Source organism: bacterium (assembly GCA_035703895.1).
Lineage (GTDB): Bacteria > Sysuimicrobiota > Sysuimicrobiia > Sysuimicrobiales > Segetimicrobiaceae > Segetimicrobium.
On the sequence record DASSXJ010000073.1, the window covers coordinates 1 to 22,134 of the forward strand.

The 22,134-nt window shown below is 66.7% G+C and carries 18 protein-coding genes; 4 read left to right on the forward strand and 14 right to left on the reverse strand.

Going from position 1 to position 22,134, the window contains the following annotated elements:
• Positions 1-343: 343 nt before the first annotated feature.
• The 6 genes from VFP86_05170 to VFP86_05195 all read right to left on the reverse strand — a co-directional run bounded on the left by VFP86_05170 (position 344) and on the right by VFP86_05195 (position 7,328).
• Positions 344-1,582, reverse strand: coding sequence for an anaerobic glycerol-3-phosphate dehydrogenase subunit C (locus tag VFP86_05170; GenBank protein HET8999016.1), 1,239 nt, complete (start codon positions 1,580-1,582; stop codon positions 344-346).
• Positions 1,579-2,880 carry a glycerol-3-phosphate dehydrogenase subunit GlpB gene (gene glpB / locus VFP86_05175; protein ID HET8999017.1) on the reverse strand — a complete coding sequence of 434 codons (1,302 nt, stop codon included), beginning with the start codon at positions 2,878-2,880 and terminating at the stop codon, positions 1,579-1,581. Before glpB ends, VFP86_05170 begins: the two co-directional genes overlap by 4 nt.
• The gene (gene glpA / locus VFP86_05180; protein ID HET8999018.1) at positions 2,877-4,514 is read right to left on the reverse strand and encodes an anaerobic glycerol-3-phosphate dehydrogenase subunit GlpA; all 1,638 of its coding nucleotides are present in this window, start codon (positions 4,512-4,514) and stop codon (positions 2,877-2,879) included. Before glpA ends, glpB begins: the two co-directional genes overlap by 4 nt.
• A 78-nt stretch (positions 4,515-4,592) precedes the next feature.
• A complete protein-coding gene (glpK, locus tag VFP86_05185) occupies positions 4,593-6,092 on the reverse strand; it encodes a glycerol kinase GlpK (protein ID HET8999019.1) in 1,500 nt (499 codons plus the stop codon).
• 182 nt (positions 6,093-6,274) lie between these two features.
• Positions 6,275-6,688 carry a hypothetical protein gene (locus VFP86_05190; GenBank protein ID HET8999020.1) on the reverse strand — a complete coding sequence of 138 codons (414 nt, stop codon included), beginning with the start codon at positions 6,686-6,688 and terminating at the stop codon, positions 6,275-6,277.
• A gap of 25 nt (positions 6,689-6,713) precedes the next feature.
• Positions 6,714-7,328: a hypothetical protein gene (locus VFP86_05195; protein HET8999021.1), complete on the reverse strand. Its 615-nt coding sequence runs from the start codon at positions 7,326-7,328 to the stop codon at positions 6,714-6,716.
• A 116-nt stretch (positions 7,329-7,444) separates the two neighbouring features.
• Here VFP86_05195 and VFP86_05200 point away from each other — a divergent pair, with 116 nt between their 5' ends.
• The 4 genes from VFP86_05200 (at position 7,445) to VFP86_05215 (ending at position 12,436) form a co-directional block, all read left to right on the forward strand.
• Positions 7,445-9,202: an ABC transporter ATP-binding protein gene (locus VFP86_05200; protein HET8999022.1), complete on the forward strand. Its 1,758-nt coding sequence runs from the start codon at positions 7,445-7,447 to the stop codon at positions 9,200-9,202.
• The gene (locus VFP86_05205) at positions 9,199-11,055 is read left to right on the forward strand and encodes an ABC transporter ATP-binding protein (GenBank protein HET8999023.1); all 1,857 of its coding nucleotides are present in this window, start codon (positions 9,199-9,201) and stop codon (positions 11,053-11,055) included. The genes VFP86_05200 and VFP86_05205 overlap by 4 nt, the downstream gene beginning before the upstream one ends.
• Before the next feature lie 136 nt (positions 11,056-11,191).
• The gene (locus VFP86_05210; GenBank protein ID HET8999024.1) at positions 11,192-11,542 is read left to right on the forward strand and encodes a 4a-hydroxytetrahydrobiopterin dehydratase; all 351 of its coding nucleotides are present in this window, start codon (positions 11,192-11,194) and stop codon (positions 11,540-11,542) included.
• A 15-nt stretch (positions 11,543-11,557) separates the two neighbouring features.
• On the forward strand, positions 11,558-12,436 hold the full coding sequence (locus VFP86_05215) for a fumarylacetoacetate hydrolase family protein (GenBank protein ID HET8999025.1): 879 nt from the start codon (positions 11,558-11,560) through the stop codon (positions 12,434-12,436).
• A 3-nt stretch (positions 12,437-12,439) separates the two neighbouring features.
• Here the strand turns inward: VFP86_05215 and VFP86_05220 are convergent, their stop codons facing one another.
• The 8 genes from VFP86_05220 to VFP86_05255 all read right to left on the reverse strand — a co-directional run bounded on the left by VFP86_05220 (position 12,440) and on the right by VFP86_05255 (position 22,115).
• Complete coding sequence (locus VFP86_05220) at positions 12,440-13,303, reverse strand: creatininase family protein (GenBank protein ID HET8999026.1); 864 nt, start codon at positions 13,301-13,303, stop codon at positions 12,440-12,442.
• A 41-nt stretch (positions 13,304-13,344) separates the two neighbouring features.
• Positions 13,345-14,730, reverse strand: a complete 1,386-nt coding sequence (locus VFP86_05225) for a hypothetical protein (GenBank protein ID HET8999027.1) — start codon at positions 14,728-14,730, stop codon at positions 13,345-13,347.
• A complete protein-coding gene (locus VFP86_05230; protein HET8999028.1) occupies positions 14,727-15,749 on the reverse strand; it encodes a succinylglutamate desuccinylase/aspartoacylase family protein in 1,023 nt (340 codons plus the stop codon). Before VFP86_05230 ends, VFP86_05225 begins: the two co-directional genes overlap by 4 nt.
• A 6-nt stretch (positions 15,750-15,755) precedes the next feature.
• Positions 15,756-16,649, reverse strand: a complete 894-nt coding sequence (locus VFP86_05235; GenBank protein HET8999029.1) for an ABC transporter permease — start codon at positions 16,647-16,649, stop codon at positions 15,756-15,758.
• Positions 16,646-17,596 carry an ABC transporter permease gene (locus VFP86_05240; GenBank protein ID HET8999030.1) on the reverse strand — a complete coding sequence of 317 codons (951 nt, stop codon included), beginning with the start codon at positions 17,594-17,596 and terminating at the stop codon, positions 16,646-16,648. The genes VFP86_05235 and VFP86_05240 overlap by 4 nt, the downstream gene beginning before the upstream one ends.
• An 89-nt stretch (positions 17,597-17,685) precedes the next feature.
• Entirely contained in the window at positions 17,686-19,311 is a 1,626-nt protein-coding gene (locus tag VFP86_05245) for an ABC transporter substrate-binding protein (GenBank protein ID HET8999031.1), read from the reverse strand.
• Positions 19,312-19,353: 42 nt separating this feature from the next.
• The gene (locus VFP86_05250; GenBank protein HET8999032.1) at positions 19,354-20,769 is read right to left on the reverse strand and encodes a neutral/alkaline non-lysosomal ceramidase N-terminal domain-containing protein; all 1,416 of its coding nucleotides are present in this window, start codon (positions 20,767-20,769) and stop codon (positions 19,354-19,356) included.
• Positions 20,766-22,115 carry an aspartate aminotransferase family protein gene (locus VFP86_05255; GenBank protein HET8999033.1) on the reverse strand — a complete coding sequence of 450 codons (1,350 nt, stop codon included), beginning with the start codon at positions 22,113-22,115 and terminating at the stop codon, positions 20,766-20,768. The genes VFP86_05250 and VFP86_05255 overlap by 4 nt, the downstream gene beginning before the upstream one ends.
• Positions 22,116-22,134: the final 19 nt, after the last annotated feature.

Sequence of the window (22,134 nt, forward strand, 5' to 3'; positions counted from 1 at the left end):
TTGATCTCCTGTTGGCAGGTGCCGCCATCCGTGCGGGTGCGGAACTCTGGTCATTGCCCGACGATCATTACAAGGACATCCAGTCTCTGCTCAAGCGCGGCGAGGTCAAGGTCGCAGGGGCTTTCCGAATTCGCTGGCTGCGTAACATCTGAGATCGGGGCGCCGGGAGCTGAAGCTCGGTTCCGAGGCTCTTACAATGTCCGAGCGGGCTGATCGAGCATACCATCTGAGTTTGCGTGCAGGATAACAGAGAGATATTGAGATGTCAAGATATACATATGTTCGAACGGGGAAGAATGGGGAAAAATGCTCGGAAGAAGGACTTGGGTGGTCCCCGGGGTCACTAACCCTTCCGTATCGCCAGAGGTTCACCGAGTCCGTAGGACCACGCGAGGATCTCTATCGGGTGTACCGATGGGAGCCCGGTTCCATGGACAATCTGCCAGCGACAGGTCTCGCTGTCGCATACGCTCAAGCGGGCCCCGCTTTGCTGCACTCGGTCAAACAACGGCTGCCCGACCGCCATTCCGATGGCGTACTTCTCCTTTTTCAACCCATACGTCCCAGCGATCCCGCAACAGGGATGCTCGCTCTCGATAACCGTCAAACCTGGAATCAGGCGCATGAGATCAGCCGCCGGGTGGCCGACCCGGTGCGCGTTCAGCTGGCAGGGAGCATGGTACAAGACGGACAGCTCGAGGGGCCGAAACGCCGTATCCAATGCTCCGGCCTCGTGAAGACGGACGAGGTATTCGCAGATATCGCTGGTGGAGGCCGCGACGAGGCGCCCCGCGTCGGAGTCCGCTTCCAGCAGGTCAGGCGCCTCCTCTTTGAGCGTCAGCGTGCAGCTCGTCGACGTCCCGACGATCTCGCACCCGGCCTCTGCAAGCGGGGCGAGTGTGCGGAGGTTCCCATCGTAATACCGGCGGGCCGCGTCGAACTCCCCGTTGGAGAGCATCGGCAGCGAGCAGCAGTTCTGGGGCGGTATCACGACTTCCATACCGTTCCGTTCGAGCACTGCCACGGCGGCCCGTCCGATCCACGGTTCGTAATAGCGCGTGGCGCAGCCGTGAAAATAGACGACGCGTCGGCGCGGATTGGAGGCGGGGGACCACTTGCTGCGGACCGGTCCGGGAAACGTGTGCAGCGAAAAGCGCGGCAGCGGGGCGCGCCGGTCGATGCCGAGCCACGCGTCCGCGAGCCAGCGGGAGATCGGGTTATGCAGCAGGTAGTTGGCCAACGGCGCGACGGGATGGGCGAGTCGACCGAGCAACTCGGAGCGGCCCAGCAGCCGGTTCCGCAGGGGCACCCCGCCCCGATCACGATACATCCTGGCCCGCGCCTTGGCATTCAGCTCGGCGATCCTCACGCCCGCTGGGCAGACGAGGTTGCACACCCGACAGCCGCTGCAGTAGTCCACCGAGGCGTCCGGAGACGGGCCCCGCGGCGATCGAAACCGCTGGGCCTGGGGGCCGGCGTACTTCGGGCCGGGAAAGAGATCCGTGACCTTGGCCGGCGGACAGTAGGACACACAGATGTTGCACTTGATGCACGCGTCGAGGCTGAGCTCAACGTCCGTCATCTCGAAGCCTCCGCGTCCGCCTGAGCGGCTGGGCGCGTGCGTTCTGTGGCCGCTTGCGCGGCCCGGTAGCCGGTCGCCAGGGCCACCCCCTCATGCGACTTCTCCCGCCATTCGTCGGCGCCGGCCAGGACGGCGCCGGCCGCATAGACGTTTCGAAACGCGACGTCACCCCGTGGACCGACGGGCTGCATGCGCTCGTTGACGAGCACTCCCGACTGGAAGATGGGGTGGCCTTGATGCGCAAGGGCCTGGGGCGAAAACCACGCCCCGCGAGCCACCGGAGCGTGTACGGGCAGCCCGAGGGCGGCCTCCCGCACCGCCCCGTCCGCGCCTGCCACGATTCCTCCACCGAGGATCCCTCCGGTTGCGAGGATGAAGGCCCCGGCGGTCTGACGCTGCGTCCGCGCCGCGGCCTCGGAGCCGATGCCCAACAACCGGTTCCCCTCCGCAAACCTCTGGACGACCTCCGATCCAATGATGACGCGGACACCGAGGGCTGCCAAGCGCCTGCGCAAGGCCTCGAACAGCCGGATTCCAGGAACAGAGGGCGGCAGTGTGGGGATCTCGAACACGGCCGACCCGAGCGCCTTTCCGACCTCGTCCACAACCTCCCTGTGCCGGTTCATGCCGAGCACGGCCGGAAAGCCAATGCGGTCAAATCCCCGCGCAACGGGTATCACAGCGCGGATCAGCTCATCGCGCACCGGCCGGTCCTCGAGCATCGCCGCCAGGGTCGCGGTGGTCTGGGGGTTGCGGGCGCGAATAGCGGGGACCTCCACAATCGCCCGATCGGCCTCGCAGCCCTGCGCGCGCAGGTTCGCCGCGATATACGCGCCGTAGAAGTCGCGGAGGCCGCCGATCCCCACGATCAGCGTCCTTCCGGCGGCCACGCGTGTTCCTTCGAGCATCGCATGGGGGACGAGGCAGGTCGGGCGGCGTGAACCCGACGGGGTGGTCGCGAGGAGATTCCGGTCCAGCGACCCCGCATAAGGGATCCCTTCGGCGGTGGCGGCGCGCTGGAAAGCGAGGAGCGCTTCATCCAGGGCGCGAAGCCCTGCGCGGGCATACGGGTGACCGGGGAGGGCGGACGCAAGGGCGCCGACGGCGGCCCGTGGATCCCGGACAGGCTGAGGCGATCCGGGCGGCCAGTAGCCGAGGATGTCCACCCAGCCGGCTGCCCAGTGCGTGGTCCCGATCCCCTTCGCCAGGATCGCGGTCTTGGCCCCGGCTGAAGCGGCGTGCAGCGCGGCGGTCAGCCCGGCCGGCCCGGCCCCGATGACGAGGATGTCACAGATCACGCCGGGTCGCGTCCCGCCGGAGCTCGCTGCGATTCGGGTGGACCGGAGTCTTCCTGGAAGTAGAAGTCTGTGAGCGGACTCTTCCGCCCGCCTGTTTCAAGATGATCGGCGTTCATGATCCCCAGGTAGATCAGCTCATCCAGCCGCGCCTGGTGGAGCTGTGCACCCCAGAGGATGGCCTGGAGCCCCTTCCAGCGTTCTTGCAGGAAGTCGAGCAAGGCCAGGTTCGTCTCGCGGACATCGGGCTTGCGGCGTTCTTGGAGAAGCCCCGCGGCCCGGTACGTGCAGAAACCACCCTGGCAGGGTCCCATCCCAAGCCGCACGTCGCGGCGCACATCATCGAGCGTCACGGCACCCGCGTCCACGGCCCGCTCCACGCGATCTTGAGTGACGAGCTCGCACTCACACAGCAGCTCGGCCGTGTGGTGCGCTGACTCGATGTCGGCAAGCGGAGCGCCGAGCGTGTAGTACTTCCCTTCCTGAGGCTCAGGCAGGGCTTCAAGGTGCGTCCGGCAGGGGCGTTCGACACCCAGTTTTCGGCAGATCGCGTCCAGAGTCACCTCGGCCATCTGCCGGTACGTGGTCCATTTCCCGCCGGTGATCGTGACGAAACCCCGCATGGCGTCCCGGGACTCGTGATCGAGCAGCGCATACGTCCGGCTGACGTCGCGCGTGTCGCTCGTCGCTTGCTCGGAGTATAGGGGGCGAACGCCCGCCCACGCCCGCAGGACGCGAGCACCTGCCAGGCCCGGGACCAGCTTCTCCCCTTCTTCAAGCAAGAGCGTGACCTCCCACGGTTCGATCCCATAGCGCTCCGGATCAGGCACCTTGTGATCGGTCGTGCCGATCACGCACACGGTGCGGATCGGCACGAGGATGTCGCCGTCAGCGGGTAGTTTGCACCGGTTGAGAACGGTATTCACCAACCGGTGGTTCATCGCGACCATCACGCCTTTGGCGGGAATGACGTTCACCTCGCACCCCGCCAGGCGGGCAATGCGACCGGCCCACGCTCCGGCCGCGTTCACGATGACCGCCGCCTCGACCTCGATCTCCTCATCCCGCACCAGGTCGCGGATTCGCGCGCCCCAAACGACGCCGTCGCGCAGCAGGAGCGCCGTCACTTCATGATAGATGCGGATCTCGGCGCCGTAGGCGCGCGCAGACTCGGCGTTGGCGTGCGTGGCGAGAAACGAGTCCGCCGCCCCATCGGGGAGTGCGAAGGCGCGCTGGATCTTCGGGTTCAGGCGTGGCTCGAGGTGGAGGGCGGCGGCGACGGGCATCTCCTCACACGGGACCCCGCACGCAGCGCAGGCGGCCCGAAACTGGTCGCCGTAGGCCGGGTCGTCCCAGGGGGTGATGACAAAGAGTCCGCCGGTATCTTCGATGCTGTGGGGCATGATACGGCGGAGGATGCGGTTTTCCGCGATGCACTCTTTGGCCGATTCCGGGTCCTTCACGACGTACCGTCCGCCGGAGTGCAGCAGGCCGTGGTACCGGCCGGTCGTCCCGTGTGTCAGGTCGCGTTTCTCCACCAGGACGGTCCGGAATCCGCGCATCGCGGCGTCGCGGGCGACACCGGTGCCGGTGGACCCGCCGCCGATCACCAGTACATCAGTCTCTAGCCGCTGCACGACCCCTCCGGCCCCGCCGAAGACTGCTCATGCATTATATACAATACGGCCGGTCCGGTCGCTGCGCCGAGGGCGTGGCTACGCCTCCACCCAGTCGAAGGTCCGGGTGACCGCCCTGAGCCATCCCCGGTACAGCTTGTCCTGCACGTCCGCGGGCATCTGGGGCCGCCACTCCTTGTCCTTCGCCCAGTTCGCCCGGAGATCGTCGACCTTCGACCACAGCCCGGTCGCCAGCCCCGCGGCGTACGCCGCCCCTAACGAGGTCGTCTCAGAGACCTTCGGCCGGAGCACGGGCACCCCAAGGATGTCCGCCTGGAACTGCATGAGGAGGTCGTTGTAGACCATTCCCCCGTCCACTTTAAGGGAGGTGAGCGTTACCCCGGAGTCCTTGTTCATCGCGTCGAGGATCTCCCGCGTTTGGTAGGCGGTGGCTTCGAGCGCCGCGCGCGCGAGGTGACCCTTGTTCACGTACCGCGTCAGCCCGACGACCACGCCCCTGGCGTCGCTTTTCCAGTACGGAGCAAATAGGCCGGAGAACGCAGGGACAAAGTAGATGCCGCCATTGTCGTCTACCGTTTTGGCGAGAGCCTCCACATCGGCCGACTTCGCGATCATGCCGAGGTTGTCGCGCAACCATTGCACGAGGGCTCCGGTGATCGCGACGGAACCCTCCAGCGCGTACACCGGCCTCTGCGCCCCGATTCTGTACCCGAGCGTGGTCAAGAGGCCGTGTCGCGACTGCACGGCCTTTTCGCCTGTGTTGAGCAGCATGAAGTTGCCGGTGCCATACGTATTCTTGGCTTCTCCAACGCCGAAGCAGGTCTGGCCAAACAGGGCCGCTTGCTGATCCCCCAAGTCGCCCGCCACGGGGACGCCGTCGAGGTCGCCCTTCGCCGTGGCGTACACCTCGCTGGACGGCCGGATCTGGGGCAACATCGCCCTGGGTACCCCCATGATGTTGAGGATCTCGGCGTCCCAGTCCAGGGTCTCCAGGTTCATCAACATGGTTCGGCTGGCATTGGTGACGTCCGTAACGTGCACCCCTCCGTTCGGGCCGCCTGTCAGCCACCAGATCACCCATGTGTCGAGGGTGCCGAAGATGGCGTCGCCTCGCTCCGCCGCCGCGCGTACTCCCCTGACGTTGTCCATGATCCACTTGATCTTGGGGCCCGAGAAATAGGTGGCCAGCGGGAGCCCGGTCTTCGCTCGAAAGCGATCTTGGCCACCACCCGTGGACAATTCGTTGCAGATCGCGTCGGTACGCGTATCCTGCCAGACGATGGCGTTGTGGACGGGGGTTCCGGTTTTGCGGTCCCAGACCACCGCGGTCTCGCGCTGGTTCGTCACGCCCACTCCGGCAAGGTCGCGTGGGTTGACTTTTCCCTTCGCCAGCGCGCCTTTGATGACGTCTTGGGTCCGCTGCCAAATTTCCTTGGGGTCGTGCTCAACCCACCCGGGCTTAGGATAAATCTGCTCATGCTCCTTCTGGTCGACCGCGACCACGTCGCCATTTTGGTTGAAGATCATGAAGCGTGTGCTTGTGGTCCCCTGATCCACCGCGGCTGCGTACTTCGCCATGGCTCCGCCTCCCATTCAACAGGCTTGCCGCGAGCAGGCAATCAGGAACGGCGGGACGGCGCTGCGAACGCAGCGGGCAGCGGGACTTCGGCCATCACCTTGGCGCCGAAGTTGGCGACGATGGCCAGAACTCCGAGAACGAAGCGAAGAGGGAACCTTCGACTTGGCGGGATGAGCCGCTGCTAGCCGATTCCCAATGCCTTGGCCGCCCGCTTCACGTCGCGAGGCTTCACCCAGAGAATGGCCCCGAACCGGCCGGACACGGCGGAGGTCGCGCTCATCGCCGTCAGGTTGATCTTCGCATCACCGAGCTGGGCGAAATGGTCAGCGAGCGCTCCCACTCGGTCCTCTCCTTCGATGATGAACGCCTTCTTCGGGCCAACCACCTTCCACTTGGCCGCCTTGGCCGCGGCCTTGAACGCATTGGGGTTCGTGGGCACGACGTCCACCTGCGTCCGCCTCCCGGCCGGGAACGCATGCAGGACCAACAAGTTCACACCGGCATCCTTGAGGTGCTGCAGGATCCGCGCGCCCTCCCCCGGACGGTCGCTCGCTTCAATGTAGAAGTAGTCAACCAGCCGGATTGTGTCCGCCATTGGTTATCCCCCCTCTGACCCTCACCTAGATTCCTCCTGCCGTCAGCATTCTCAAGACGTCGGGCAGCGCGCGCTCGAGCGCGATGTGCAGCACCTGGGTCGCAAGTTGGGGGCGGCTGACCCCAATCGTGATATCCGCCGACTGGCGGATCTCCCCCACCACCCGCGCCTGGGCTTCATCAAACACCTGGACGACGACATTGACGAGAGCGGTCGCTACGCTCCCGTCGTCCGGGACGGGCACGCTGCCTCCGCCGCCCGATTCGACCTGCAGCAACGGGATCCATCCCACCACCAGGCGGTCCGCGGCCACCGCGCGGGCAAGCGCGCGAAGACGATCGAAGTGGAGCACGTCGGGTTCCTGCCAGCGCATCGCCCCTTCAGCCTGCTGCATCGTCGGGCGCGGAATGACCTCGACCCGGCCCGCCGGCGTCCGCGCCAGGAGCGCCGACAGCTCGTCGGCGGCCAAGCGCTCGGGGAAGACCCCCGAGAATGCGCCCAGAGGGGTCGGGGCATAGAAATCCACGACCCCCACCTTGATCACTTGAGCTGCTGCTCGCGGGAGGGGGATCGCCACCAGGGTGACGGACAGCAAGGGAACCGCCACGATCACACGCACCAGACGGCGCGCCACGCTCATGGCGCGACCGTTCTTCGATCGCGCGGAGGGTTCCTGCTGGGAACGGCCCACCGGCCCCGTCGAGGGGGTGGTATAATCGCCGGGAAAACTCCTCGTTCTGACATCGTGGGAGCGTCATGCTCAGTCAGCGGTTCTGGAGTTACATCCGTCGGCACCGGCGGTCGTATCTGCGGGGCTATGCCGCGGTCCTGGCGTCGATCCTGGTGGCGCAGCTGTCTCCGTGGGCGCTCAAGCTGGCGATCGATGGGATCCGGCAAGGCGTGGGGGGCGTCACGCTGCTCGGGTTCGCGGCCGCGCTGGTCGTCCTGGCACTCATCGAGGCGGCCTTTAACTACACCATGCGCCTCGCCATCCTCGGCGCCGCCCTCGAGATCGAGGCCGAACTCCGCCGGGATTACTTCGCCCACCTGCAGCGCATGCACCTGGGATTCTTCCACGGCGCCCGCACCGGTGACCTGATGGCCCGCGCCGTCAACGACATCCGCGCGGTACAGCGGTTCGCCGGAATCGGCCTGATGCGGTCGTGTCACACCACGATCATGCTCATCGTCTCCGTCGCGTTTATGCTCGCGATCGACGTGCGGCTCACCCTGTGGACGATGACGATCCTTCCTCTGGTGACCGTCTTGTTCATCGCCCTCGGGCGCGAGATTCACCGGCGGTTCGACCGGGTGCAGGAACAATTCAGCGCGCTGTCGGCTCGGGCGCAGGAGAACTTCAGCGGGATCCGCGTCGTGAAGGCGTTCGCCCAGGAGGACGCTGAAACGGCCGAGTTTCGTACGGAAAACGAGAAGGTCGTCACCACGAACCTCCTGCTGGCCCGGATCCAGGGCGCGCTGTGGCCGGCGATTGGGCTCATCCTCGGCGTCGCCTCGGTGGTGCTGCTGTGGCAGGGCGGCACAGACGTCATCCGCGGCCGGATCACGCTGGGCCAGATGGTTCAATTTTCTTATTATCTCGCCAGGTTGAGCTTCCCCATGATCGCCCTCGGTTGGGTGACGAACCTCTGGCAGCAGGGGCGGGCCTCTATGGACCGCCTCGACGAGATCTTCGACCGGCGGCCGCAGATCAGCGACCCGCCCGACCCGGTCGTCCTCGAACCGGTATCGGGGCGGATCGAGTTCAAGGATGTCACGTTCGCCTACAACGGCGCCCCGGTACTTCACGGCATCACGCTGACCATCCCCGCGGGGAGCACCGTGGCGATCGTCGGCCCGACCGGATCGGGGAAGAGCACGCTGGTGCACTTGATCCCGCGCCTGTTCGACGCCACCGAGGGTGAGGTGCTGGTCGACGGACACGATGTCCGGCGGGTGTCGCTCGGCTCGTTGCGGCGATCGATCGGGATCGTCCCGCAGGACACGTTCCTGTTCTCGGATACTCTGGCCGAGAACATCGCCCTCGGCGCGGACCACGGGAACGGCGCGGATGGACGCGCCATTGCCGAGGTCGCAGCGATCTCGCGAATCGCGCAGGACGTGGAGGAGTTCCCTCACAAGTATGACACGGTCGTCGGTGAACGGGGCGTCACGCTGTCCGGCGGCCAAAAACAACGGACGGCGATCGCCCGGGCCCTGATCCGCGAACCAAAGATCTTGATCCTCGACGATGCCCTGAGTTCCGTGGATGCGAGCACGGAGCGGGAGATCCTGGCCGGCCTCCGCCGAACCCAGGCGTCGCGGACGAGCATTGTGATCTCACACAGGATCTCCACGATCCAAGACGCGGACCTGATCGTGGTGCTGGACGACGGACGGATCGTCCAGCAGGGGACCCATGTCTCCCTCCTCGCCCGGGGCGGCCTCTACGCCGACCTCTACGAGAAACAACTGCTCCGCGACGCGTTGGAAGCGGAGGATCCTCCTCCCCCATGAGCACCGTCTTCCAAGAGGACGAGATCCTCGGTAGGACGTACGACGCCCGGTTGATCCGACGGCTCCTCGGCTACATACGCCCCTACCGCACGACGACGGCCATGGCCATCGCCCTGCTGCTTGTCGCCTCGCTCACCGATCTCGTCGGGCCTTTGCTGTACCGTGTCGCGATCGACCGGTATATCGTCCCCGGAGCCCGAGGCGGGCCGGTGGCGGCGGATCTGCGCGGTGTAGGCGGGGTGGCGGCCGTCTACCTCCTGGTCCTCGGCATCGGGTTTGCGACACGCTGGCTTCAGACGTACCTGATGCAGTTCGTCGGACAACGCGCGATGTACGATCTGCGGATGCACATCTTCGAGCACATTCAGCGGTTGCCGATGGCGTTTTTCTCAAGAACGCCGGTCGGCCGGCTGGTCACGCGGATCACCAACGACGTGGACGCGCTCAACGAACTCATCACCTCCGGGGTCGTCGCCATCTTCGGAGACATCGCCACCCTGTTCGGCATCGTGGGGGTGATGCTCTGGATGGACTGGCGGCTCGCCCTGGTCGTATTCACCGTCCTCCCGCTCGTATACTGGGTCACAGACCGGTTCCGGGTGCGGGCGCGGGAAGCGTACCGGGCGGCGCGGACCCGCCTGGCCCGCATCAACGCGTACCTCAACGAGCAGATCATGGGGATGAGCGTCGTGCAGCTGTTCACCCGGGAGCGACGGAGCCTCGAGCGCTTTGAGACCCTCAACAACGAGTATCTGGCCGCGAGCCTCGATGCCACCAGGAATTTCTCCCAGTTCTACCCTGCGATCCAGGTGCTGGGCACCCTCGCGGTCGCCCTGCTGCTCTGGTACGGCGGGGGCCAGGTTGTTCAGCGGGCCGTCACCCTCGGGGTCCTGGTCGCCGCGCTCCAGTACGCGGACCGGTTCTTCGAGCCGATCAGAGACATCTCAGACAAGTTCAACATCTTCCAAGCCGCGATGGCCTCCTCCGAGCGAATCTTCCGGCTCATTGACGAACCCGTCACCCTTCAAGATCCCCCCGTCCCGGTGATGCTGCCACGGGTGCGGGGCCGGATCGAGTTCCGCGACGTGTGGTTCGCCTATGAGGAGGACGAGGGATGGGTGCTCCGGGGGGTCTCGTTCGCCATCGAACCCGGGCAGCGGGTGGCGGTTGTCGGTCACACAGGCGCCGGGAAGACATCCATCATCAACCTGTTGATGCGATTCTACGACCCGCAGCGGGGACAGGTGCTGATCGACGGCGTGGACGTCCGCCAGGTCCGCCAGCAGGACCTCCGCCGCCACGTCGGCCTCGTGCTCCAGGATGTCTTCCTCTTCTCGGGGACGGTCGAGCGCAACATCCGGCTGGGCGACCGCGAGATCACCGAGGAACAGATCCGGCAGGCGGCCAGGTACGTCGGAGCCGCCCGGTTCATCGATGGTCTCCCGGACGGCTATCGGACCGAGGTGCAGGAACGCGGCGCCCGCCTCTCCGTGGGACAAAAACAGTTGATCGCATTTGCCCGCGCGATCGCGCACAACCCGGAGGTCGTGCTCGTCCTCGACGAGGCGACGAGCAGCGTGGACGCGGAGACGGAACGGCTGATCCAAGGGGCGATGGCCAACGTGCTGCGGGGCCGCACCTCGATCATCATCGCCCACCGGCTCTCGACAATCCAGCATGCCGACCGTATCATCGTGCTGCACAAGGGACGGATCGCCGAGCAGGGAACCCACCGGGAGCTGCTCGCGCGCGGCGACATCTACGCCAAGCTGTATCTGCTGCAGTACAAGGATCAGGAGGGAGCCGGCCAGGTCGCCGCGGACTCCCTCGGCGGGCCTCACGGATCTTCCTGACCCAGCGGCCCCCCGGCACGCCGCCACCGGAGAGAGGCGTCGCGTGAGGCCGGATCGAATGAATCGGCAACCGGCGCGGCGGGACCCAGTCCGTGCCGCGGTCCCATTCCCGCATCGGCACAGGGAGGCAACCGAGATGGCTGTGAGCCCGCTCGCCGACAAGACATGTGTCCCCTGCCTGGGCGGGACGCCTCCGCTGACCGCGGCTGAGATAGCCCCGTTGCTGGCCCAGGTGGAGGGATGGACGGTCGAGGCCAACAAGAAACTCCACAAGTCCTTCCGGTTCAAGAACTTCGTGCAGGCGGTCGAGTTCGTCAACGCTGTGACTCAGGTCGCGGAGCACGAAGGACATCATCCCGACCTCTACGTCCGCTGGGGAGAGGTCCGGGTCTCCCTGTGGACGCACAAGATCGACGGTCTCACGGAGAGCGATTTTGTCATGGCGGCCAAAATCGACCGCGCGTACACGAGCCGTCCGACGGCGTAGCCTGGGGGGAAGGTCATGAAGCTGGTCACGTTCGAGCACGGGGGAGAAGCGCGGGTCGGCACGCTCGGGGAGACCGACGTCGTCGACCTCCGTGCCGCGTGGGGAAAGGGCGATACCGCCCCCTCCTCCCTCGTCTCGCTGCTGCAGGGAGGGTCCGCCGCGATTGCCCGGGCCCGCGCGGCCGCCGAGGCGGCGCCGGCTGCGGCGCGGCGTCCCCTGGCCTCGGTTCGGCTGCTCTCCCCGCTGCCGCGACCCTCCAAGGTCGTGTGCGTCGGTCTCAACTACCGGGACCATGCCGAAGAAACCGGCCAGCCCATTCCCAAAGTCCCGATCTTCTTCACGAAAGCGGTCACCTCCGTGATCGGTCCGGGCGCGCCGATTGTGCTTCCCCTCGACTCCGAGCAGGTGGACTACGAAGCGGAGCTGGCCGTCGTGATCGGCGCGCGCTGCCGCCGCGTCAGCCGCGATGCGGCCCGGGATGCCATCGCAGGCTACACGATCATGAACGACGTGAGCGCCCGAGACTGGCAGTTCCGCACGAGCCAGTGGTTCATCGGGAAGACCTTCGACACGTTCGCCCCGATGGGCCCGGCCGTGGTGACCGGCGACGAGGTCGGCGATCCGCACGTCCTCGACGTCTCCCTCCGGTTGAACGGGACGGAGATGCAGCGGTCGAACACCCGCCACCTGATCTTCGGCGTGCCCGACCTCATCGTCGAACTCTCCCGGGCGATGACGCTCGAACCGGGTGATGTCATCGCCACCGGAACTCCAGGCGGAGTCGGGTTTATCCGGAAGCCGCCGGTGTTCCTCAAGCCCGGCGATCGGGTCGAGATCTCGATCGCCAGGGTCGGGACGCTCACCAACCCGGTCGCCGCCGAAGGGCGGGCGTAACTTCTAGATCCCGAACGGCAGCGCGAACGTCGGCGGGGTGGCGTGCCGCTCTCGCCGCGGGGGGGCCAGCCGGGTGCGGAACCATCTCACCAGGTCCACGAGTTGGGCGGCGGCGTAGTCGAACGCGCGCTGGCCTTTCAGCGTCGAGGCCTGCTCCGGTTGACCGATCACCCCAGTCGGCGTATAGGTGGACGTCCACTCGATCAGCGTGGCAATCGAAGACCCGGTGAGGTCGCTGAAGTGCCACCGGTCCTCGCCCGGGAGCGACTTGTACTCGGCCAGGTTGTCCTTGATCTTGTCCGTCTGGACGTGATCCGCGTCCACGTGAAGATACATGGAGGTCTCCAGCTCGCACGCGTGCGCGCATCCGCCCGGGATCACCGAGGTGCGCAGCTCCTTGTTCCAGTACTCGCCCAGGAGCTGCCACCAGGAGAGCGTGACGCACAGTGCGTCCGTCTGCATGATGGTCTGCCGGCCGGCCTGCTCGACCAGATGGTGATTGGACCCGTGGCCGTTCAGGATGATGATGCGCTTGAATCCGTGGTAGGCCACCGATCGGGTGATGTCTACCAGGTACTTGATGAACGTGCTCGGCTCGATGTTGATCGTCCCCGGGAAATCCTGGACGTGGTGGGTGTAGCCATACGGCACCGACGGCATCACCAGCATGTCCAGGGGTGAACGCCTGCCGGCTTCGTACGCGACGGAGGACGCCAGCTTGAAGTCGGTGTCGAGGGGGAGATGCGGCCCGTGCTGCTCGGTGGCGCCCACCGGCAGCACGACGACCTTCTTCATGGCGACGGCCTCATTGATTTCGGGCCAGGTCAGCAAATCATACCGGTATTGCTGTGCAACGGACTCAGGCATCCTTGGTTCCTCCCCGTTCTGGAATGGACTGCGAGCGAGTCTCAGGGTGACCCGGTGAGCTCGGCGTGCGCTGAGCGGAGGACTTCCACGCCCGCCTCGATCACGCGGCCGACCTCTCCCCGTTCGATGTTCGTGTTGGTGATCCCATACGCCCAGCGATAGCGGTCCTGGTCGAGCGCGGCCTCGAGCGGTACATCGCGAACCAGATTGAACTCGTCGGTCCCCGGCAGGTACCCGAGGTAGTCGTTACAGTACCCAAGCACCCCCGTTGTGCGAAATGGGCTTCGATCGCGGATCCGCTGCCCGCATTGGTTGAAGAGTTCGAAGGGATTCCCCACAAGCGCGCAATCGCCCACGGCGATCGTCTGCAGTTCCACCTCGATTGGGACGTCTCGATGCCGCACCATGTCCCCGTACATCGCGACCGCTCCCTTTTGGTACATGAGCGGGAACCGCTGCGCCGAGTTCATCGTGTGGAGATCGTCGGCCCAAATCTCCGGGTAGTTCGGCTCCGCCAGGTCCGCCAGCCGGGCCTCGAGGGCCAGGACCTGCTCGTCCGGCCAGGGGAGCCGGCGCCGGCGGACCGCGAGCCGTTTGACGCCCGAGGCAACCTTCGAAGCGCCCAACGTCTCGATATCGGGGAGCACGGCCAGCACCCGCTCGGCCAGCGCCTTCCCCAAACGGTCGCGGTGCTCATAGGTTTGCGGCAGGGCATCGGGATTGCCGAACCAGTAGTTCCAGGGACCGACATCGCCCGCGCATCCCTGGACGAACAGACACATCGCTCCCGACGCCGCTTCCACGGCGGTTCGGAACGGACCGGGAAACTCCGCGTGCCACAGCAGGGTGTGGCCCGCCAGCGTGATCGGATGGCAGGCAAACCCCGCGACGACCGCGAGGGGACGCCCGTCCTCGCGGTCAATGCGCAGGACGACCACGGTGTCATCGACAGGCTGCTCGTGGAGAACCCGGTTGATCGAGAGCCCCGGCGCCCGAGTGCTCCCCGCGCCCAGCCGAACGGGCCGGCGGTGATAGTGCGCGCCGTAGACGGTGCCGGCGATCAGATCGGGCAGCGCCGCGGCGTACCGCTCGAACCCCGACGCGGGATGACCGCCGGCGGCCCGGGGAAGACTCGGGGCACCGTGATTGTGCGACGCGTTGAGGAGGATGGCCTCGGCCGGGATCCCGGTCAATGCGTGAGCGCGGGTCCGCACGGCATCCGTGAGGTCGCGGCTCGCGAAGGCGAGGTCCATCGTCACGAGCGCGACCGTTCGGCGGCCGTCGTCGAGCACGAGCGCCTGCGCCAGCATCGGCTCACGGCGGCCGACCGCCCGTCCGGTGCGGAGGCGCCACAACCCATGCGGCAGCCCGTACGGCGGCGTGATGTCGGCCTGCGCGACCCCGGCCCGGAGCACGCTCCGCCTCACAGCAGATCCTCGCGGCGGCACGGCTGTCCGATCACGACGAGGCAGTCCCCCTGCTGCGTGGCCGCGATGGCGCGGACGGTGCAGACGATCCCCGAGGTCTTGGCTGCGACCTCCGACGGCGCCCGGTCGGGCCGTTCTACAAAATGCAGACGGCCCACGACCTGGCCCATCTCGACCGACTGCCCGAGCTCGACGAGGGTCTCGAAGAGACCGCTCTCCGGCGCGAGGAGATAATCGTCGACCTCCAACGCCTTGAGGATCATGGCCTCCGGCAGACCAAGCGAAGCGCGCGTCTCGACCCGGCCCGCGAGCACACCCGCGTGCCGGAGGAAGTTCCGAAGACCGCGCTCCGCCAGCCGGTGGATCCCCGCCGTGACGTGGCCGCCCCCTCCGAGCTCTGTCCCCACGACCACCTTTCCCTGGCGCTCGGCCTCGTCCACCAGCAACCCGCCGCCGGCGATGTTGATGTAGACGAAGTGGTAATCGGTGTTCCATGCCAGCATCGCCGCGAGCATCGCCGCACGCTGGTCCCGGTTCTCCACGAGATGGATCTCCGACCACGGGAGGCAAAGCATCGACCGGCCGCCGCTGTGGATGTCGCAGACGACGTCCGCGATCGGGAAGAGGACGCGGGTCAGGTAATCGGCGAGTTGCCGGTCGAGCGCGCCTGAGGGCGAGCCGGGAAAACTCCGGTTGAGGTTGGCCCCGCTCGGCCAGAGCCGCGTGTAGGCGCGCGACGCTTCCGGGGAAAGACAGGGCAGGATGATCAGCCGGCCCTGCACGTCCTCCGGCCGCGTATCCCTGGCGAGATTGAGGGCCGCGATCTGGCCCTCCGGTTCGTCCCCATGCACGCCGCCCGTGACGAGCACGGTGGGCCCGCGGGCGCCGGCGATGCAGATCAGGGGGAGGTACAGGTTCGACCATCCGCTCTCGTTGGTCGAGCGGGGTATCTGGAGCTGGCCGACCTGCTTGCCGGGCCTGCCGTAGTCGACGGTAGAAATCACCGGAGACAGGCCCACGATGCCCTACGCGTCACGGAGCTGGGGATCGAGGACATCCCGCAGACCGTCTCCCAGGAAATTGAATCCGAGCACGACGATCATGATCGCCAGCCCCGGCGCGATGGCCAGCCAGGGCGCCCGCTCCATGTACGAACGCGAGGCGTTGAGCATGCTGCCCCACGACGGCTCGGGGGGCTGCGTGCCCAGCCCCAGGAAGCTCAGCGCGGCCTCGGTGAGAATCGCCGTCGAGAGGTACACCGTCGTCAACACGATCAGCGGCGCCGTAATGTTGGGGAGCAGATGCCGGAGGATGATGCGGGTGTCTCTGATCCCCAGGCTCCGCGCCGCTTCGACATAGGGCAGGCTTAAGACGCTGAGGGTCGATCCCCGAACGACGCGCGCGAACGCGGGAGTATAGACGATGCCAATCGCGATCATCGCATTGGTCCGGCTGGGACCGAGCAGCCCCGCGATCACGATCGCGAGCACAATGCCGGGAAAGGCGAACATGATGTCGACGATCCGCATCAGCGCGGCGTCGACGGTTCGGCCGTAGAATCCGGCCACGATCCCGATGATCGTCCCGGTGACGAGCGCGATCACGACCGAGATCATCCCCACCTGCAGCGAGACCTGGGCGCCGTGGATGATCCGGCTCAGTTCGTCCCGGCCGAGCTCGTCCGTCCCGAACGGCTGCGCAGCCGTCGGCGCCAGGAGGCGGCGGGAAGCCTGACTCGCGTAATCGGTCCGCCAGGCCAGCGGCCCGACAAGCGCGACCAGCACGGTCGCCAGAATGATCACCGCGCCGATGATCCCGATGGTGTTCCGCCGCACGCGCGACAGCTGCGCCCACAGCCTCGGCAGCGTAGGCCTGACGCGCCCACCCACGGGCAACTCGAGCGCCGGCTGGGCGCTCATGCCTGCTCGATCCTGGGATCGAGCACTCCGTAGAGGAGGTCGACCAGCAGGTTGACGACCACGAACACGGAGGCGAGGAAGAGCGCGGCGAACTGGATGACCGTGTAATCGCGGCTGAAGATGCCCTGCACCAACGTGTAGCCCATCCCGGGGAGGCCGAAGATCACCTCGACGATCGTGGCCCCGCCGATCAGCGTACCGACCTGAAATCCGATCACGGTGATCACAGGGATCAGCGAGTTCCGGAGGGCGTGCCGGAACATCACCGATCGCGACGGCGCGCCTTTGGCACGCGCGGTACGGATATAATCCTGCCGCAGCACCTCGAGCATGCTGGCCCGCGTCATGCGCATCACCGTGGCCATGAGGTACACAGAGATGGCCAGGGCGGGAATCGCCATCTGCTGGAGGTTCCCGAACACGTCTTGCCAGGGCGGAATCCAGGTCACCGGCGGGATCCAGTGGAGGAACAAGGAGGTTGCCAGCAGTGCTAGGGTCGCGAACCAGAAGTTGGGAACCGAGAGACCGATCAGCCCCCCGACGCGCGCCGCGAAGTCCAGCGACGTGTTCGGCCTCACCGCCGACACGACCCCGAGCGGGATGCCCACCACTGTTGCCGTCACCGCCGCCAGCACCGCCAATTCGACCGTGATCGGGATGGCCCGGGTCATGATCGTCGCCACCGGCTCTCCGCTGGTCAACGACTGCCCCAGCGAGCCGGTCACCACGCCGCCGACGAATTTGAGGTACTGGACCGGCAGCGGATCGGCCAGGCCGAGCGCCTTGCGGACGGCCTGCTTGGCGCTGGCGGTTGCGCCCGAGTCTCCCGTGAACATCGCGTCGACGACGTCGCCGGGAAGCAGGCGGACCATCGCAAAGATCAGGATCGACATCCCGACGAGCGTCGGGATGAGGAACAGCAGACGGCGGAGCGCATACCGGGCCATCGCGTGCGTCCTCGGCTAGCCCTCCCTCTCGGGGGACCCCCCACAAGGGGGGGCGGGCCGCCTCAGACAGGCCCCGCCGCTCGCGATGGTCAATCGACCCATGCCTCGATCAGGCCGCGCTCCGTGCTCTCGTAGCCGACGTACATGCCGTGCAACCGCTTGCGCACGACAAAATAGTACACCGGATTGACCAGCGGCATCGCGGGCCACTCGGTCAGCACAATCTCCTGCAGGCGCCGGTAGATTGGGAGCCGTTTCGACGGATCGGGCGTGTGGAGCCCCTGAAAGTACAGGTCGGTGAGTTCCTGGTTGTTGTAGCCGCCTTGATACCAGGCCTTGTAAATCGCGCCGCTTGGGTCGAAATCCGCAAAGAACCCGCTCGGATCCCCGCGCATGCCGCGGCCGGTGGACTGCCACTCGAACTCACCGCGGCCGTTGTTCCGGGCGAAGGTGCCGATCTCGAGCGGCTGCACGGTCACATTGATGTTGATCAACCTGAGTTGCTCTTTGATCACCTCGGCGTTCTGGGTGTAGTCCGTTGGGTGGGCAATTGATTGCAGTGTCACCGAGAAGCCGCCGGCAAACCCCGCTTCAGCCATCAGGGCCTTGGCCTTAGGGACGTCGTACCGTTCCCACTTGAGCTTCAGGGCGTCCTGGGAGAGCGGCCACGGCCCGTATCCATTCGGGATCTTACTGGTGTAGACGGCGTCACCGCCATAGACCTTCTCGATGATCTGCTGGCGGTTGATCGCCGCGCTCACGGCCTGGCGGACCTTGACGTTGTTCCATGGCTTCCCATCGCCTTTGATGGCGAACTCCACCTCCCTAAAGACGGCGGTGAACCCCTTCAGAATCTGAAGGGACGCGTCCCCGACAAGGGAGGCTGCCGAATCGGCGGTCAACTGGGCCCCATCGATCGCCCCTGAGCGGAGCCCGGCCACCCTGGCCTGCTCGTCCTGGAGCACCTTCATCGTGATCTCGTCGAGATAGGGCAACGGCGTCCGCCAGTAGTCCTTGAACCGGGTGAGTCGCGTGTGATCGTTGGGGATGTATTCCTCCAGCTTGAACGGCCCGGTGCCGTCCATATGGGTCCGCAGATCCGCCTTGTCGTAGAGGCCCTTGGGGATGATCCAGGAGTACCGCCCCCACCCCAGGTAGCCCAACATTGTCGCATCAGGCTCGGCCATATTGACCCGCACCGTGTACTTGTCGACGGGCACGACGCTCGCGATCTTCGGATAGAAGGCCTGCGTCACCCCAGGCGGCGGCGGGGTCTTCTGCAGTTCGAGCGAGTACTTGACGTCGTCTGCGTCCAGCTCCTTGCCGCTGTGGAATTTGATGCCCTTGCGGAGCTTAAAGATGTAGGTTTTGTCGTCGGGAATCTGCCACGATTCGGCCAGGCCCGGCTGAATATTGATGCGGCGGTCCCACCGCAGCAGGGACTCGTAGACGAGCGAGGTGATCTCGAAGTTCGATCCGTTGACGGAGCCGAAGGGGATCATCGCCACCGGATCCGACGTCATCCCCCACGTGATCTTGCCGCCCCGCTTGGGGGTTTCGGCAGCCAGAGCGTCCCGCGCGCGCCCCACCAGTTCGCCGCCGGCCAATCCGGCGCCGACGAGCGCCCCCGCGCGGGCGAGGAGGTCGCGCCGGGTCACGCGGCGGTCGCGGAGCCAGCGGTCCCCGGATGTTTTACGCGCGTTCTGCTGTCCCATAGTTGTCCTCCTCCTGGGCGTGCTCATGCCCGCCTTTCGCAGTCATCGAGCAGTCTCCTTCCGCTGCAGATCCTGAAGGGCCGTGACCGTCCCTTCGATGACCCGGCCGGCCGCGTCGGGAGTGAAAGGAGACGTGTCTACCTCGTATCCCCCGCGCGGGTATTCCTCCGGTACGGGAATGTATCCCGACCACCCACCCACGTACCCCCCGAACCACGTGTGTGGGAATGGCGATCGCGACTTGATGGCGAGCCCGATCTCGGCGAACGGTTCAGCCGGAATGCCGGCCAACACCGCCGGCCCGATCTGAAGCAGGTGCAGTTCGACCGGCAACTCGGACCGACCCGCGAAGGCTTGAGAGCGCGCTTGGGTCATCGCCGCCCGCTTGGTCGCGAAAGTCGCCGCCTCCACTTCCGACGCGGGGGCTTGGCGATGCACCAGATCGTTGAGACGCTGGCGGGCCGCCTCGGCCTGCGCCTCCGCGTCGGCGAGCGGAAGCTGCGGCCGGAGCGGCAGCCGTAACTCGCGGGTCACCACCCGCACCCTGGGCTCGGGCTCAGGTTCGGGCACGCCCTTCCACTTGCCCAAGGGCGCTCCCGACTCCCACACGCGCTCGTGACGGAACCGCACCGGCGGGATCTGGAGGCCGAGGTACACTCGGGCCGCCTCGGATCCCACCAGCCCCCCGATCCTGCGAATCACCCCGGGGTCGTCGGTGAAGCCATCCGGCCCGGGGCCCACGTTTCCCGTCGCGCCCTGCGCAAACAGGCAGACCGCTCCGGTGATCCCCTCGACCGTGCGCTTGAGGTGACCGGGCCAATCGGCGCTGAAGCGCCGGTTGGTCGGCCCCATCGTGGTCGGGTGCATCGTGTACCCAACGACCGCCGCCAGTGGGCGTCCATCGCCGCCGTCGATCCGGAGGACGAACACCTCGGGGTCGATAATGCCGTCGAAGTTGACCCCGGTCGCCATGCGTCCGTCGGGCGCCCGCTCACGCCGGTTCACGGCGACACGGCTCTCCCCAGCGCCCGCGGCGACGCGCGCCGGGCGGAGCCCGCGGAGCGCCGTCACAGCGGCGCTCGCGGCAAGGTCCGGCAGGTTCTCGTAGTATCGTCTGAGCGCGGCGGTGCCCTCCTTCATCCATGCCCACGTGCTGGGGGGCGGACCCGCATGGTTGTGCGTCTCGGTCACCCGAACCTTCTCCGGAGCCACCCCGAGGACGCGCGCGACCTCGGCCCGAATCGCCCGCGCGTCATCCGTGGTCACCGCGACCAGATCGACGTCGACGATCGCCGCCATCTCCCCGTCCTCGGTGAGCACGAGGACGGTGGCCCACAGGTCGGTCTCGACGCCATCGGCGAACAGGTGCGTCTGAGCGCCCCATCCGGCGTGCGGCACCGTGAGCGGAGGCGTGATCGTTGAGCGGCCGACGCCGGCGCGGAACGCGGTGGTCGTCACGCGGTGCCTCCGAGCAGCGTCTCCTGCGCGACGGCGACGCTCTCTCCCAGGATGCCGCACATCTCATCGACGTCCTGCGCGGTCACGATGAGCGGCGGGGCCAGGACGGCGAACTCGTTGCCGCACCGGAGCAGCAGCCCCCGCTCGCGCGCCGCCCGCTCGACGAGCTTGCCCGGCCGCACCTGCGCCGGGAACGAAGCGCCGGACGCCCGGTCCTGGACGAACTCGACGCCTTGGAACAATCCCGCGCCCCGAACGTCGCCGATCAGCCTGAACCGTTCCCCGAGTTCGGCGAGACGGGCCCGGAGCCGCTCCCCCTGCCGCCGCGCGTTCCCGACGATGTCCCGCTCGATCATCTGCGTGACCGCGGCGACGCCCGCCGCGCACGCCACCGGGTTGCCGGCATAGGTGTGACCGTGGTGGAACTGCCGGTTCTCCTCCGCCTCGCCGTAAAAGGCGTCGGCGACGCGATCGCGGATCAGGATCGCAGCCAGCGGCGCGTAGCCGCCGCTCATCCCCTTGCCGCAGCACGTGATATCAGGGGGCGCCTCATAATACTGGGACCCAAACATCGTGCCGAGACGGCCGAAGCCGGTGATGATCTCGTCGTAGATGAGGACGATGTTGTGGCGCGTGCACACCTCGCGCAACCGCGGCAGGTAATCCGGCGGCGGCACGATGAACCCGGCGGAGGACACGGCGATGGGCTCAACGATCACCGCGGCGACGGTCTCCGGATCCTCCGCCTCGATCGTGCGCTCCACGAGCGTCACGCAGGTCCGGCCGCACCCCGGGTAGGTCTGATCGAACGGGCACCGGTAGCAGTACGGCGGGTGGACATGGATGAAGCCGACCCCGAGCGGCTCGTACATCGACTTACGGTCTCGCCCGCCGCCGGCGGAGAGCGCGCCCATCGTGCCCCCGTGATAGGAGGCGTACCGGCTGACGATCTTGTACTTGCGCGGATGGCCGGTCTGCTGATGGTACTGGCGCGCCAGCTTCATCGCCGATTCCGTCGCCTCCGACCCCCCGCTGAGCAGCTTCACCGCCCCCACGCCTTCGGGCGCGATCCGGAGGAGCAGTTCGGTCAGCTTGAGGGCCGGGAGGGTCGTGCTGTGCAGCGGAGGGGCGAACGCCAGCTGCCGGGCCTGCGCCGTCATCGCCTCGATGACAGGCATGTTGCCGTGCCCAAGGCTCGCGACGAAGACCCCGGACAGCCCGTCGATGAACCGGCGGCCGGTCGTATCGGTCAGGCGAATCCCCTCGCCTCCTACGAAGACAAGCGGATCCTTGGCGAACTCCCGCATCTGCATGAAATCGAGAAAGAGATTGGGAATCGTCTGCATCACGTCCACGGCTGCGCCT